This is a genomic window from Allobosea sp. TND4EK4, from assembly GCF_900156025.1.
Taxonomy (GTDB): domain Bacteria; phylum Pseudomonadota; class Alphaproteobacteria; order Rhizobiales; family Beijerinckiaceae; genus Allobosea.
Genome location: NZ_FTMO01000003.1, coordinates 324509 through 338830 on the forward strand (window position 1 = coordinate 324509; position 14322 = coordinate 338830).

The following is a 14322-nucleotide window of genomic DNA, read 5'->3' on the forward strand; positions in this document are numbered from 1 at the left end:
AGTCGGTCAAACGGCGCGATTCTCGGCGACCAGTCCATACCCGACTGCCTATTGCCTATTGCCGACTGCCTTAAACCTCAACCACCAGCGCATGCACCTGGGGCTTCTTGCCCCACTCCTCGTTGACCGCGCTGCGGACGCCGCGTTCCAGCGCGTTGCGCAGGGCCTCGGGGTCGCGGCGGCGCGCCTTGGGAATGCCATCCAGCAACTCCCCCACGGTGTCGGCGACATACTCCTCGAAATCGGTCCCGTCGCGGGTGCGTGGCGGCAGGCCGAGCACGGCGATCTCCGGCTCGCCGGCGATGCCGCCCTTCTCGTCGATAGCGACGGCGATGGAGACCATGCCGGCGAAGGAGAGCCGGCGCCGCTCCTGGACCGTCTTCTCCAGCGCGTTCACCAGCAGCATGCCGTCCTGGTAGAGCCGGCCATGCTGGACGCTGTCGATCTTGCTCGCGCCGGCGGCGGAGATCGCAATCACATCGCCATTGCCGGCCCGGATCACCGTCTTGACGCCGAGGCGGCGCGCGAAGGTCTCGTGTTCCGACAGATGCAGATCCTCGCCATGGGCGGGAATCGCGATCTGCGGCTTCAGCCAGCCATAGAGCTGCGCCATCTCCTCGCGGCGGGGGTGGCCGGAGACGTGGACGAGCTGGGTCCGGTCGGTGATGATCTCGATCTTGTCGCGCGCCAGCGCATTCTGGATCGCGCCGACGGCCTTTTCGTTGCCGGGGATCGTCCGCGACGAGAAGATGACGCGGTCGCCGGCCGAGAGCGCGATCTCCGGATGGTCGTCGGCGGCGATGCGCGAGAGGGCCGCGCGCGGCTCGCCCTGGCTGCCGGTCAGCAGCGCGACGACCTTGTCGCGCGGCAGGTAGCCATAGGCATCCACCGGGCGGAAGCCGGGAATACCGTCGAGATAACCGCATTCGCGGGCGACATCGATGACGCGGTCCATGGCGCGGCCGACGACAACGACCTCGCGGTCGTTCGCCATCGCCGCCTCGGCAACCGCCCGCAGGCGCGCGACGTTCGAGGCGAAGGTGGTGACGGCGACGCGTGCCGGTGCCGAAGCGACGAGCTCCTTCAGCTTGGCGGCGACATCCGCCTCGCTGGGGCTGATGCCGTCGCGCATGACATTGGTCGAATCGCAGATGATCGCGAGTACGCCCTCCTCGCCGAGCTCGCGCATGCGCTTCTCGTCGGTCGGCAGGCCGACGCCCGGCGTGGCGTCGATCTTCCAGTCGCCGGTATGGACGACGAGGCCGACGGGCGTGCGGATCGCCAGCGCGTTCGATTCGGGGATCGAATGCGCGACGGGAACGAACTCGATGTCGAAGGGGCCGAGCGTGATGCGCCCGCCCTGGGGCACGACATTGATCTCGACCTTGGGAGCACCCGGCTCCGAGAGGCGGCGGGTCGAGAGCAGACCGGCGGCGAAGCGCGTGCAGTAGACCGGCGCGCGCAGGCTCGGCCACAGCGCGGCGAGCGCACCGATATGGTCCTCATGGGCATGGGTGATGACGATGCCGAGGAGGTTGGCCCGCTCCTCGATGATATAGCGCAGGTCCGGCAGGACGATATCGACGCCCGGCGCCTCGGGCCCCGCGAAAGACAGGCCGCAATCGACCAGGATCCATTTTCGCCGCCCCTCGGGCCCGAAGCCGTAGAGCGCGGCGTTCATGCCGATCTCGCCAAGGCCGCCGAGAGGAACGAAAACGAGCTGGTCGGTGGAACGGGTCACGGGAATTCCTTGAGAAGCGGCGGGCTGCGCAGCCCTAACACGGCGGCCGGCGCGTCTCCATAGCAGGAGGCGCATCGTTCATGTCGCTCGCCTCGGTCCTTGCGAAGAGCGTTGCGACGAAGAGATCCGGGCGACGGGGTCAAGCACCTCGCCCAAACCCCTGGATTGCTTCGTTTCGGTCGCAATGACGGGTCAGGCCGGGTTTCCAAAAAACAGGTCGCCCGCATCGATCAGCCGCGAACCGCCATCCGTTTCAAGCTGAAGCCTTCCAGTCGGATCGATGCCGGCGAAGCGGCCGTTCAGCGGTCCTTCCGGCAGACGAATGGTGATGGTCTCGCCCAGGAAGGCGGCCCGCTCCAGCCATGCGGCGCGGGTGGGGCCGAAGCCACCGGGCTGTGCCCAGACGGCGAACCGCTTGGTCCAGGCTTCGCCAAGCGCAGACAGCACAGCCTCGACGCTGGCCTGCGGCGCCTCAGCCTTCAGGAAGGTCACCGGATAGGGCGTGTCGGAGGGGCATGAGACGATGTTGACGCCGCAGCCGAGGATCACGTCGAAGCGCCCTGCCCGGCTCTCGCCCTCCAGCAGCAGGCCGGAGGTCTTGGCGCCGCCGAGCAACAGATCGTTCGGCCATTTCAGCTTCAGGCGATCGGCTGCGGGCCCGAGCACCGTCGCGGCGGCATCATGCAGAGCCAGGCCGGCGACGAAGCCGAGCTGGGGCGCAAGCGCCGGTTCGCATGGGTCCGTCAGCAGCAGGCTGGCGTAGAGGTTGCCGGGCGGGGAGCCCCATTGCCGGCCATGCCGGCCGCGCCCGGCGTTCTGGCTGCGGGCGACGATCCAGAGCTTGCCCGGCTCGCCCTGATGGAGCGCGCGCCGCGCTTCCTCCATCGTCGAGCCGACCTCTTCGCGGACGATCAGCCGGTAGCCGGCGGCGCGGGCGGTCTCACCGAGCATGAGGAGAATCCACCCCCCTGGACGTCATCCCGGGCGCAGCAAAGCGGAGACCCGGGATCCATGCCTGAACCGGACCGGCATGCATTCCGGATCGGCGCGGCTTTGCCCCTTGTCCGGAATGACGGCGGTGGCTGGCAGAAGAAGTCAGAACAGCGACTTCGCCGCCGCGGCCGCCGAGTCGAACAGCGGGGCCGGCACGAAGGAGAGGACCAGCACGAACAGCGCCGAGATCAGCAGCACCGTCCGCACGCCAAGGTCGGAACGCTCGAAAGCCGGCTTCGGCTCGTCGAAATACATCACCTTGACCAGGCGCAGATAGTAGTAGGCGCCGACGACGCTGGTCAGCACGCCGACCACCGCCAGCATGTAGAGCTTGGCGTTGATCGCGGCGAGGAAGACGTACCACTTCGCCCAGAAGCCGGCGAGCGGCGGGATGCCCGCGAGCGAGAACATCATCATTGCCATCGCGAAGGCCATCCAGCCATTCGTGCGCGAGAGGCCGGCGAGTTCCGAGATGTCCTCGACCAGCTTGCCGTCGCGCCGCATCATCAGCACGCAGGCGAAGGCGGCGAGCGTGGTGGCGAGATAGATCGCCATATAGGTCATCACGCCCTGGATGCCGTCCGCCGTGCCGGCCGCGAGGCCGACCAGCGCGTAGCCCATGTTGGCGATCGAGGAATAGGCGAGCAGGCGCTTGATGTTGGTCTGGCCGATCGCCGCGAAGGCGCCCAGCGCCATCGAGGCGATCGAGATGAAGATCACGATCTGCCGCCAGTCGCCGATCGCGCCCGGGAAGGCGCCGACGAAGATGCGCACGACCATCGCCATGGCGGCCATCTTCGGGGCCGAGGCGAAGAAGGCCGCAACCGGAGTCGGCGCGCCCTCGTAGACGTCCGGCGTCCACATGTGGAACGGCACGGCAGAAATCTTGAAGGCGACGCCCGCCGCAATGAAGACGATGCCGAAGATGAGGCCGAGGCCCGCATGGCCCCCGGCGGTGGCCGCAGCAATGCCGGGGAACGTCACCGTGCCGGTGAAGCCGTAGACCAGCGATGCGCCATAGAGCAGCATGCCGGAGGAGAGCGCGCCGAGCACGAAGTACTTCAGGCCGGCCTCGGTCGAACGGGCATTGTCACGGTCGAAGGCGGCGACGACGTAAAGCGCCAGCGACTGCAGCTCGAGGCCGACATAGAGGCTGATGAGGTCGTTGGCCGAGATCATCATCATCATGCCGATGGTGGCGAGGACGACGAGGATCGGGAACTCGAAGCGCATCACGCCCTGCTGGCGCAGCGTGCCGCCGGCGAGCAGGATCGAGGCGCCGGCCCCGAGCAGGGTCAGTACCTTCATGAAGCGGGCGAACCCGTCCGCGATGAAGCCGTCATTGAAGGTCAGCAGCCGGCCCTGCCCCGAGACGACCAGCACGAGAGCGACCGCCAGCAGCAGCAGCGCGGCGCCCTCCAGCAGGCGCGACGAGCGCTCGCCCTGGACGGCGCCGATAAGCACCATGGCGATGGCGCCGAGCGCCAGGACGATTTCCGGAAGGGCCGGGCCGAGAGCGGGCAGAGCCATGACGAGACCTTACTGGGCGACGGCGAGCGCCGTCTTGGTGACGGCGAGCGCGGCCTGATAATTCTTGATGAGCATTTCGGTCGGCGCCGCGAAGGCGTCGAGGATCGTGTGCGGCTGGACGCCGTACCAGATCGTCAGCAGGACGAGCGGCACCAGGATCGCGATCTCGCGGCCGTTCAGATCCTTGATGTCCTTGAGCTCCGGCTTGACCAGCTCGCCGAAGACGACGCGGCGATAGAGCCAGAGCGCGTAGCAGGCCGAGAGGATGACGCCGGAGGTCGCGAAGAACGCGACCCAGGGGTTGGCGCGGAAGGCACCGAGCAGCGTCAGGAACTCGCCGACGAAGCCGGCCGTCCCGGGCAGGCCGACATTGGCCATGGTGAACACCATGAAGATCACCGCATAGACCGGCATCCGGTTCACCAGACCGCCATAGGCGGCGATCTCGCGGGTGTGCATCCGGTCGTAGATCACGCCGACGCAGAGGAAGAGCGCGCCCGAGACCAGGCCGTGGCTCATCATCTGGTACATCGCGCCCTGCACGCCCTGCGGCGTCAGCGTGAACAGGCCCATGGTGACGAAGCCCATATGCGCCACCGAGGAATAGGCGATCAGCTTCTTGATGTCCTCCTGCATCATCGCGACCAGTGAGGTGTAGACGATGGCGATGACCGAGAGCGCGAAGACCAGCGGCGCGAAATACTGCGAGGCCTCAGGAAACATCGGGATCGAGAAGCGGATGAAGCCGTATCCGCCCATCTTCAGCAGGATCGCCGCCAGGACGACGGAGCCGGCCGTGGGCGCCTCGACGTGCGCGTCGGGCAGCCAGGTGTGGACCGGCCACATCGGCATCTTCACCGCAAAGGAGGCGAAGAAGGCGAGCCACAGCCAAGTCTGCATGCCGGACGGGAACTTGTGCGCCAGCAGCGACGGAATGTCGGTGGTGCCGGCGTTCCAGTACATCGCCATCACGGCGAGGAGCATCAGAACCGAGCCGAGCAGCGTGTAGAGGAAGAACTTGTAGGAGGCGTAGACGCGCCGCTTGCCGCCCCAGATGCCGATGATCAGGAACATCGGGATCAGGCCTGCCTCGAAGAACAGGTAGAACAGCACCAGGTCGAGCGAGGCGAAGACGCCGATCATCAGCGTCTCGAGCACCAGGAAGGCGACCATGTATTCCGGCACCCGCTTCTGGACCGAGGTCCAGGAGGCGGCGACGCAGAACGGCATCAGGAACGCCGTCAGCACGATGAAGGGGAAGGAGAAGCCGTCGACGCCGAGCTTGAAGCGGATCGCGTCCGAGATCCAGGCATGGCTCTCGACGAGCTGGAAGCCCGGATCGGCCGGGTTGAAGCGATACCAGGCGACGCAGGCCAGCACGAAGGTGAGGACCGTCGTCGCGAGCGCCACCCAGCGGGCGTTGGACGCGACAGCCGCCTCATCCCCGCGCTGAGCCAGGATGAAGGCCGCGCCGACCAGCGGCAGGATCAGGAGACCGGTGAGGATACCGAAGCCGAACATCATCTCACCCGCGGGTCACGAGATACCAGGTCACGAGCCCGGCAACACCGATCAGCATCGCGAAGGCATAATGATAGAGATAGCCGGTCTGCAGGCGCACGACGCGGTTGGTCACATCGACGACGCGGGCCGAGACGCCGTCCGGGCCGAAGCCGTCGATGACGAAGCCATCGCCCTTCTTCCAGAGGAAGCGGCCGAGCCACTTCGCGGGACGCACGAACAGGAAATCGTAGATCTCGTCGAAATACCACTTGTTGAGCAGGAACCGGTAGAGCGCCGGGTTCGCCGCCGCGAGCTTGGCGGGGATCTCCGGGCTGCGGACATACATCAGCCAGGCGAGCGCGAAGCCGATCAGCATCGCCACGAAGGGCGACCAGACGACCCAGCCGGGCACCTCGTGCATGGCGTGCAGGATGTGGTTGTCCTTGCCCATGAACAGCGCCGACTTCCAGAAATGCTCGAAGTCGTGGCCGATGAAGTACTCCTTGAAGGCGAAGCCGGCGGCGATCGCGCCGAGCGACAGCACGACGAGCGGCAGCAGCATCACCCAGGGGCTCTCATGCGGCGTGTGCCCGTGGCCATGGCCGTGGTCGTCATGGCCGTGAGCGGCATGGGCATGATCGTCATGGCCGTGACCATGCGCGTCATGGCCGTGGCCCCAGCGCGGCTTGCCCTCGAAGGTCATGAAGTAGAGGCGCCAGGAGTAGAAGGAGGTCATGCAGGCGGCGACGACCAGCAGCACGAAGGCATAGGACGACGCGAAGCCGCCATGGCCGACCGAGGCGTAGGCGCTCTCGATGATCGCGTCCTTGGAGAAGTAGCCGGCGAAACCGGGAAAGCCCGTCAACGCCAGCGTGCCGATCGTCATCGCGGCCGCGGTGAAGGGGATGTGCTTGCGCAGGCCGCCCATGTTCCGCATGTCCTGCTCGTGGTGCATCGCGTGGATGACCGAGCCGGCACCGAGGAACAGCAGCGCCTTGAAGAAGGCGTGGGTGAAGAGGTGGAAGATGCCGGCGCCGTAATTGCCGACGCCGAGCGCCACGAACATGTAGCCGAGCTGCGAGCAGGTCGAATAGGCGATGACGCGCTTGATGTCGTTCTGCACGAGCCCGACCGTCGCCGCGAAGAAAGCGGTGGTGGCGCCGATGACGACGACGACGGTAAGCGCGACCGGGGCGTACTCGAAGATCGGCGAGAGGCGCGCCAGCATGAAGACGCCGGCGGTGACCATCGTCGCGGCATGGATGAGGGCCGAGACCGGGGTCGGGCCTTCCATCGCGTCCGGCAGCCAGGTGTGCAGCAGGAACTGCGCCGACTTGCCCATCGCGCCCATGAACAGCAGCAGGCAGGTGATTGTCAGCGCGTCCCAGTCATAGCCCAGGAAGTGGAACGGCTTGCCGGCGAGGCCTGCGACGTTCGGGAAGATCGAGTCGAAGGCGACCGAGCCGAACAGCACGAAGACGAGGAAGATGCCGAGCGAGAAGCCGAAGTCGCCGACGCGGTTGACGATGAAGGCCTTCATCGCGGCGGCGCAGGCCGAGGGCTTCTGGTACCAGAAGCCGATCAGCAGATAGGAAGCGAGGCCGACGCCCTCCCAGCCGAAGAACATCTGGACGAGGTTGTCCGACGTCACCAGCATGAGCATCGCGAAGGTGAAGAGCGAAAGATAGGCGAAAAAGCGCGGACGGTGCGGATCCTCGTGCATGTAGCCGATCGAGTAGAGGTGCACGAGGCAGGAGACGGTGTTGACCACGACCAGCATCACCGCCGTCAGCGTGTCGATGCGGAAGGCCCAGTCGACCTGCAATTCGCCGGAGGCGATCCAGCTCGCGATCTGGACGCGGGTGGTGCCGTGGCCGAAGCCGACCTGGAAGAAGGCGATCCAGGACAGCACCGCCGACACCATCAGCAGCGAGGTGGTGACGATCTCGGAGCCGCGCGCGCCGATCAGCCGGCCGAAGAGGCCGGCGATCAGGAAGCCGATCAGGGGGAGGAAGACGATCGCGTGATACATGGTCGCTAGGTCCAGGCGCTGTCGCGCTCAGCCTTTCATCATGTTGATGTCTTCCACCGCGATGGAGCCGCGGTTGCGGAAGTAGACGACGAGAATGGCAAGCCCGATCGCGGCCTCGGCCGCCGCGACCGTGAGCACGAGCATGGCGAAGACCTGGCCGACGATGTCGTTCAGGAAGCTCGAGAAGGCGACGAAGTTGATGTTCACCGCGAGCAGGATGAGCTCGACCGACATCAGGATGACGATGACGTTCTTGCGGTTGATGAAGATGCCGAGCACGCCGAGCGTGAACAGGATCGCGCTGACCGCGAGATAATGGCCTAGTCCGATCATCATGCCATCTCCTCGGGAACGCCGGCGTGCGACGGCACCTGCTTGACCTCCATGGCGGCCTCCTTGGTGCGGGCGTTCTGCACCGGGACGCTCTGGCGCTTGATGCCGACCCGCTCGCGCAGCGTGAGCACGATCGCACCGATCATCGCCACCAGCAGGACGAGGCCGGCCGCCTGGAAGTAGTAGACATACTGCGTGTAGATCACCCGGCCGAGCGCCTCGGTGTTGGTGATGCCGGCGGGGATCGCGGAGACGGGCGCCTTGACGATCTGCGGATCGATGACCCATGCGCCGACCACCATCAGCAGCTCTACGGCGAAGATGAAGCCGATCAGCGCGCCGATCGGCAGGTAGTTCAGGAAGCCCTGGCGGAACTCGGCGAAGTCCACGTCGAGCATCATCACCACGAAGAGGAAGAGCACCGCGACCGCGCCGACATAGACGACGACCAGCAGCATCGCCAGGAACTCGGCGCCCAGCAGCATGAAGAGCCCGGCCGCGTTGACGAAGGCCAGGATCAGGAACAGCACGGAGTGCACGGGGTTGCGCGAGGTCACCACCATGAAGGCGGACCCCACGGTCACCCCTGCGAAGAGATAGAAGAAAGCCGCTGCGGCATTCATCTCGGCCAGCCCTTCCCGCCCCTTCCGGCGCGGTCCTCATGTGGTTCGTGCGCCAGGACTCAATCGAGCCCGCCGCAATTTGGAGCGTCTTTAATCAAGGCAGTCGGCAGTAGGCAATCGGCAGTCTATGCGTTGTTCCCGACTGCCTACTGCCGACTCCCCATTGCCGCACTTAGCGATAGGGCGCGTCCATCGCGATATTTCGCGCGATCTCGCGTTCCCAGCGCGCACCGTTCGCGAGCAGCTTGTCCTTGTCGTAGAACAGCTCCTCGCGGGTTTCGGCCGCGAATTCGAAATTCGGGCCCTCGACGATGGCATCGACCGGACAAGCCTCCTGGCAGAAGCCGCAATAGATGCACTTCGTCATGTCGATGTCGTAACGCGTGGTGCGGCGCGTGCCGTCGTTGCGGCGCGGGCCGGCCTCGATGGTGATCGCCTGCGCCGGGCAGATCGCCTCGCACAGCTTGCAGGCGATGCAGCGTTCCTCGCCGTTCGGGTAACGGCGCAGCGCGTGCTCGCCGCGGAAACGCGGCGAGAGCTGGCCCTTCTCGAACGGGTAGTTCAGCGTCGCCTTCGGCTTGAAGAAATAGCGCATCGAGAGCCCGATGGCCCCGACGAACTCCTTCAGCAGCAGGCCCCTTGCGGCTTGCGCGAGTGACATCGCCTTCGTCCCTTCCATCCTCAGCCGGACACCGCCCGGCCGATCACGAAACCCAGGATCGGCATCAGGCCGATCGTGATAGCTCTCAGCACCCATCGCAGAATGGCGATGCGGCGCTCGTAATCGTCCTTCTCGGCCTCTGTGACCGAGCGGTCGGTGCGCCTGAGCGCCCCGATCACCACGGCCGCCATCAGCCGGTATTCCAGCAGGCCGAGCCCGAGGCCGATCAGAGCACCGAGCAGGCCGGCCGGGCTCACCCCGCCACCGGGCCCCAGCCCGTCAGCTGCAGCACCAGCGCCACGATCACCACGCTGGCGAGCGAGAGCGGCAGGAAGACCTTCCAGCCTAGGCGCATCAACTGGTCGTAGCGGTAGCGCGGCACGAAGGCCTTCACCAGCGCGAACATGAAGAAGACGAGGCAGACCTTGAGCGCGAACCAGAACACGCCGGGCAGCCAGGTGAAGGGCGGCAGCGCCACCGGCGGCGCCCAGCCCCCGAGGAACAGGATCGTCGTCAGCGAGCACATGGTCATGATCGCCACGTATTCGCCGAGCATGAACAGCAGGTAGGGCGTCGAGGAGTACTCGACCATGAAACCCGCCACGAGCTCGGACTCCGCCTCGGCCAGATCGAAGGGCGGCCGGTTCGTCTCGGCCAGCGCCGAGACGAAGAAGACGATGAACATCGGGAAGAGCGGGATGAAATACCAGTTCAGGATGGTGAGCCACGGCACGCCGAGCGCGTGCGCAAGACCCCGGTTCTGCTGCGCCTCGACCACGGCCGAGAGATTCAGCGAACCGACGCAAAGCAGCACGGTGACGATGACGAAGCCGATCGAGACCTCGTAGGAAACCATCTGCGCCGCCGAGCGCAGCGCGCTCATAAAGGGGTATTTCGAGTTGGAAGCCCAGCCGGCCATGATGATGCCGTAGACTCCCAGCGAGGAGATCGCGAGGATGTAGAGCACGCCGACATTGATGTCGGCGATGGCCCAGCCTTCCGCAACCGGGATCACCGCCCAGGCGCCGAGCGCCAGGAGGCAGGAGACGAAGGGCGCCAGCAGGAACAGGCCCTTGTTGGCGCCGGCCGGAATGATCGGCTCCTTCAGCGCGAACTTGATCAGGTCGGCGAAGCTCTGGAACAGGCCGAAGGGGCCGACCACGTTGGGGCCGCGGCGCAGTTGCACCGCCGCCCAGACCTTGCGGTCGGCCAGGAGGATATAGGCGATGAAGACGAGCAGGCAGACCAGGAGCAGCAAGCTCTTGCCCAGCACGATCGCGATATCGAGGACGAGGTCCCAGTTCATGGCGCTCACTCCGCCGCCTGCCGCATCCGGCCGGAGGCCAGAGCCGAGCATTCCGCCATCACGGCCGAGGCCCGCGCGATCGGGTTGGTCTGATAGAAATCTGTGACGGGCGAGACGAAGCCCGACCGATCGGTCTGGCCGCCGAGTCCGGCCAGGTCGCCGAGGCCCGCCGTATCGTTGACCGCCAGCACATCGAGTGCAGCGAAATGCGGATGCGCCTCGTAGAGCGCCTTGCGCAGGCCCGCCAGCGAATCGAAGGGCAGCGTCTTGCCTAGGACGGCGGAGAGGGCGCGCAGGATCGCCCAATCCTCTCGGGCATCGCCCGGCGGGAAGGTGGCGCGGTCGCCCATCTGTACCCGGCCCTCGGTGTTGACGTAGGTGCCGGATTTCTCGGTGTAGGCCGCGCCCGGCAGGATCACGTCGGCGCGGTGTGCGCCCTTGTCGCCATGGGTGCCCTGGTAGATCACGAAGGCGCCGGCCGGCACCTCGATTTCGTCGGCGCCGAGCAGGAACAGCACGTCGAGTGCGCCCGGCTGCAACATCGCCGCGACATCCTTGCCGCCCTCGCCAGGCACGAAGCCGAGATCGAGCGCGCCAACGCGCGAGGCGGCGGTGTGGATCACGCCGAAACCGTTCCATTCGGCCGTGACGGCGCCGAGCGCCTGAGCGGTCTTGGCGGCGAGCGAGAGCACGGCCGCACCGTCCTGGCGGGCGAGCGCGCCCTGCCCCACCAGCACCATCGGCTTGCCGCCCTTGGCCTCGGCCGATTTCACGAAATCGGACAGCGTCTCCGGGCCGGCGCCGAGATAGTCATAGGTGTAGGTCAGGTCGGCCTGCTCGCCGACGACGCTCACCTTGAAGTCGCCGCGCAGCCAGCGCTTGCGGATGCGGGCGTTCAGGATCGGAGCCTCGCGGCGCGGATTGGCGCCGATGATCAGGAGCGACGTCGCCTCCTCGATGCCGGCGATGCCGGCGTTGAGCGTGTAGGAGGCGCGGCCGAATTTCGGATGCAGAACGCTGCCGTCCTGGCGGGCATCGAGATTGGTGCTGCCCAGCGAGACGACCAGGGCCTTCAGCGCGAACATCTCCTCGACCGCGGCGAGATCGCCGGCGATGGCGCCGATGCGGTCAGGCGCAACAGCCTTCACCTTGTCGACGATGGCGGCGAAGGCCTCGGTCCAGCTCGCCGGGCGCAGGCGGCCATTCTCACGCAGATAGGGCCTGTCGAGCCGCTGGGTCTTGAGGCCATCGGCGACGTGGCGGGTCTTGTCGGAGATCCACTCCTCGTTCACCGCCTCGTTGAGGCGGGGCAGGATGCGCATCACTTCCTTGCCGCGCGAGTCGACGCGGATGGCCGAGCCGACCGCGTCCATCACGTCGATGCTCTCGGTCTTGGAAAGCTCCCAGGGCCGCGCCTTGTTCTGGTAGGGCTTGGAGGTCAGCGCGCCGACCGGGCAAAGATCGACGACGTTGCTCTGCAGCTCCGAGGCCATCGCCTGCTCGAGATAGGTCGTGATCTCCATGTCCTCGCCGCGGCCGATCGCGCCGAGGTCGGAGGCTCCCGCGACCTCGGTGGTGAAGCGGACGCAGCGCGTGCACTGGATGCAGCGGTTCATCGAGGTCTTGACCAGCGGGCCGATATACTTGTCCTCGACCGCGCGCTTGTTCTCGGCATAGCGCGAGGTGTCGGCGCCGAAGGCCATCGCCTGGTCCTGCAGGTCGCACTCGCCGCCCTGGTCGCAGATCGGGCAATCCAGCGGGTGGTTGATGAGGAGGAACTCCATCACCCCTTCGCGGGCCTTCTTCACCATCGGCGACTTGGTCAGCACGACCGGCGGCTCGCCATTCGGGCCCGGGCGCAGGTCACGCACGCCGATGGCGCAGGAGGCCTGCGGCTTCGGCGGGCCGCCCTTCACCTCGACGAGGCACATGCGGCAATTGCCGGCGATCGAGAGGCGCTCATGGAAGCAGAAGCGCGGAATCTCGGCGCCTGCGGCCTCGCAGGCCTGGAGAACGGTGTAGTCGGCCGGAACGTCGACCTCGATGCCGTCGATGAGAAGTTTGGTCATCGCGTTTTTCTCAATGCGGCGTATCGACGAGATCGAGCCGACGCTCGATCCTTTCGACACGCAATTCAAGTCGATCGATTCGACGCTGCACGCCGACGACGCCTTCTTCCAAGCTCGTCATGCGCACCTTCAAATCCTGCACGTCATCGCGGAGCCGATCGAGTTTCTCGTCGATCCGCCGAAGGTAGACCAGAACCAGATTCTCGGGCTCCTGCGCCATGGCATCACTCCGCCGCCATCAGGCGCACAGGCTCGCTGTGCGGGTTGGCGGCATAGTCGTCGATGCGCTGCTCGATCTCGTGGCGGAAATGCGCGATCAGGCCCTGGATCGGCCAGGCGGCGGCATCGCCGAGCGCGCAGATCGTGTGGCCCTCGATCTGCTTGGTGACGTCGAGGAGCATGTCGATCTCGCGCTTCTGGGCGCGGCCCTCGGCCATGCGCTCCATGACGCGCCACATCCAGCCCGTGCCCTCGCGACAGGGCGTGCACTGGCCGCAGCTCTCATGCTTGTAGAAATGGCTGATGCGGGCGATGGCGCGGACGATGTCGGTCGACTTGTCCATCACGATCACCGCCGCGGTCCCGAGGCCCGAGCGCAGCTTGGAGAGCGAGTCGAAATCCATCGGCGTGTCGATGATCTGCTCGGCCGGCACCATGCGCACGGAGGAGCCCCCCGGGATGACCGCCTTGAGATTGTCCCAGCCGCCGCGGACGCCGCCGCAATGCTTGTCGATCAGCTCGCGGAAGGTCAGGCCCATCGCCTCCTCGACGTTGCAGGGCTTGTTCACATGGCCCGAGACGCAGAAGAGCTTGGTGCCGACATTGTTCGGCGTGCCGATCGAGGAGAACCAGGCCGCGCCACGGCGCAGGATGGTCGGCGCGACCGCGATCGACTCGACGTTGTTGACGGTCGTCGGGCAGCCATAGAGGCCCATATTGGCCGGGAAAGGCGGCTTCAGCCGCGGCATGCCCTTCTTGCCCTCGAGGCTCTCGAGCAGCGCCGTCTCCTCGCCGCAGATATAGGCGCCGGCGCCGTGATGGACGTAGAGGTCGAACGGATAGCCGTGGACGTTGTCCTTGCCGATGAGCCTGGCCTCATAGGCCTCGTCGACGGCGCGCTGCAGCGCCTCGCGCTCCCGGACATATTCGCCGCGGATGTAGATGTAGGCGGCATGCGCGCCCATCGCGAAGGAGGCGATGAGGCAGCCCTCGACCAGCGTATGCGGGTCGTTGCGCATGATCTCGCGGTCCTTGCAGGTGCCCGGCTCCGACTCGTCGGCGTTGACGACGAGATAATGCGGGCGCCCGTCGCTCTGCTTGGGCATGAAGGACCATTTCAGCCCGGTCGGAAAGCCGGCGCCGCCGCGGCCGCGCAGGCCCGACTTCTTCATCTCGTCGATGATCCAGTCGCGGCCCTGCTCCAGGATGAATTTGGTGCCGTCCCAGCCGCCGCGCTTGATCGCGCCCTGCAGGGTCTTGTCGTGGAGGCCGTAGAGATTGGTGAAGATGCGGTCGCGGTCGGCGAGCATGT

Annotated in this window: 13 protein-coding genes; all 13 read right to left on the bottom strand. The window is 66.3% G+C overall.

Going from position 1 to position 14322, the window contains the following annotated elements:
• Positions 1-70: 70 nt before the first annotated feature.
• Positions 71-1741: a ribonuclease J gene (locus BW981_RS09015; RefSeq protein ID WP_076438282.1), complete on the bottom strand. Its 1671-nt coding sequence runs from the start codon at positions 1739-1741 to the stop codon at positions 71-73.
• Between the two features lie 192 nt (positions 1742-1933).
• Positions 1934-2692 carry a biotin--[acetyl-CoA-carboxylase] ligase gene (locus BW981_RS09020; RefSeq protein ID WP_139333693.1) on the bottom strand — a complete coding sequence of 253 codons (759 nt, stop codon included), beginning with the start codon at positions 2690-2692 and terminating at the stop codon, positions 1934-1936.
• A 144-nt stretch (positions 2693-2836) separates the two neighbouring features.
• Positions 2837-4264: an NADH-quinone oxidoreductase subunit NuoN gene (gene nuoN, locus BW981_RS09025; protein ID WP_076438286.1), complete on the bottom strand. Its 1428-nt coding sequence runs from the start codon at positions 4262-4264 to the stop codon at positions 2837-2839.
• A 9-nt stretch (positions 4265-4273) separates the two neighbouring features.
• Positions 4274-5785: an NADH-quinone oxidoreductase subunit M gene (locus BW981_RS09030; RefSeq protein WP_076438288.1), complete on the bottom strand. Its 1512-nt coding sequence runs from the start codon at positions 5783-5785 to the stop codon at positions 4274-4276.
• Between the two features lie 4 nt (positions 5786-5789).
• Entirely contained in the window at positions 5790-7799 is a 2010-nt protein-coding gene (gene nuoL, locus BW981_RS09035) for an NADH-quinone oxidoreductase subunit L (protein WP_076438289.1), read from the bottom strand.
• Positions 7800-7826: 27 nt separating this feature from the next.
• Positions 7827-8135 (bottom strand): NADH-quinone oxidoreductase subunit NuoK, encoded by a 309-nt coding sequence (gene nuoK / locus BW981_RS09040; protein WP_076438291.1) that lies wholly within the window; start codon positions 8133-8135, stop codon positions 7827-7829.
• Complete coding sequence (locus BW981_RS09045; RefSeq protein ID WP_076438293.1) at positions 8132-8755, bottom strand: NADH-quinone oxidoreductase subunit J; 624 nt, start codon at positions 8753-8755, stop codon at positions 8132-8134. The genes nuoK and BW981_RS09045 overlap by 4 nt, the downstream gene beginning before the upstream one ends.
• A gap of 172 nt (positions 8756-8927) precedes the next feature.
• A complete protein-coding gene (gene nuoI, locus BW981_RS09050) occupies positions 8928-9416 on the bottom strand; it encodes an NADH-quinone oxidoreductase subunit NuoI (RefSeq protein WP_076438394.1) in 489 nt (162 codons plus the stop codon).
• 20 nt (positions 9417-9436) lie between these two features.
• Positions 9437-9673: a hypothetical protein gene (locus tag BW981_RS09055; RefSeq protein WP_076438295.1), complete on the bottom strand. Its 237-nt coding sequence runs from the start codon at positions 9671-9673 to the stop codon at positions 9437-9439.
• A complete protein-coding gene (nuoH, locus tag BW981_RS09060) occupies positions 9670-10722 on the bottom strand; it encodes an NADH-quinone oxidoreductase subunit NuoH (RefSeq protein WP_076438395.1) in 1053 nt (350 codons plus the stop codon). The genes BW981_RS09055 and nuoH overlap by 4 nt, the downstream gene beginning before the upstream one ends.
• 5 nt (positions 10723-10727) lie before the next feature.
• Positions 10728-12791, bottom strand: coding sequence for an NADH-quinone oxidoreductase subunit NuoG (gene nuoG / locus BW981_RS09065; protein WP_076438296.1), 2064 nt, complete (start codon positions 12789-12791; stop codon positions 10728-10730).
• Between the two features lie 10 nt (positions 12792-12801).
• Positions 12802-13011 carry a hypothetical protein gene (locus tag BW981_RS09070; protein WP_076438298.1) on the bottom strand — a complete coding sequence of 70 codons (210 nt, stop codon included), beginning with the start codon at positions 13009-13011 and terminating at the stop codon, positions 12802-12804.
• 4 nt (positions 13012-13015) lie between these two features.
• Positions 13016-14320, bottom strand: coding sequence for an NADH-quinone oxidoreductase subunit NuoF (nuoF, locus tag BW981_RS09075; RefSeq protein WP_076438300.1), 1305 nt, complete (start codon positions 14318-14320; stop codon positions 13016-13018).
• Positions 14321-14322 lie beyond the last annotated feature (2 nt).

Bases quoted from the DNA above. Each gene is read 5' to 3' on its own strand.
- BW981_RS09045 (WP_076438293.1), bottom strand. From the start codon at position 8,755: ATGAATGCCGCAGCGGCTTTCTTCTATCTCTTCGCAGGGGTGACCGTG.
- nuoF (WP_076438300.1), bottom strand. From the start codon at position 14,320: ATGCTCGCCGACCGCGACCGCATCTTCACCAATCTCTACGGCCTCCAC.
- nuoK (WP_076438291.1), bottom strand. From the start codon at position 8,135: ATGATGATCGGACTAGGCCATTATCTCGCGGTCAGCGCGATCCTGTTC.
- BW981_RS09030 (WP_076438288.1), bottom strand. From the start codon at position 5,785: ATGTTCGGCTTCGGTATCCTCACCGGTCTCCTGATCCTGCCGCTGGTC.
- nuoI (WP_076438394.1), bottom strand. From the start codon at position 9,416: ATGTCACTCGCGCAAGCCGCAAGGGGCCTGCTGCTGAAGGAGTTCGTC.
- BW981_RS09020 (WP_139333693.1), bottom strand. From the start codon at position 2,692: ATGCTCGGTGAGACCGCCCGCGCCGCCGGCTACCGGCTGATCGTCCGC.
- BW981_RS09070 (WP_076438298.1), bottom strand. From the start codon at position 13,011: ATGGCGCAGGAGCCCGAGAATCTGGTTCTGGTCTACCTTCGGCGGATC.
- nuoG (WP_076438296.1), bottom strand. From the start codon at position 12,791: ATGACCAAACTTCTCATCGACGGCATCGAGGTCGACGTTCCGGCCGAC.
- nuoL (WP_076438289.1), bottom strand. From the start codon at position 7,799: ATGTATCACGCGATCGTCTTCCTCCCCCTGATCGGCTTCCTGATCGCC.
- nuoH (WP_076438395.1), bottom strand. From the start codon at position 10,722: ATGAACTGGGACCTCGTCCTCGATATCGCGATCGTGCTGGGCAAGAGC.
- nuoN (WP_076438286.1), bottom strand. From the start codon at position 4,264: ATGGCTCTGCCCGCTCTCGGCCCGGCCCTTCCGGAAATCGTCCTGGCG.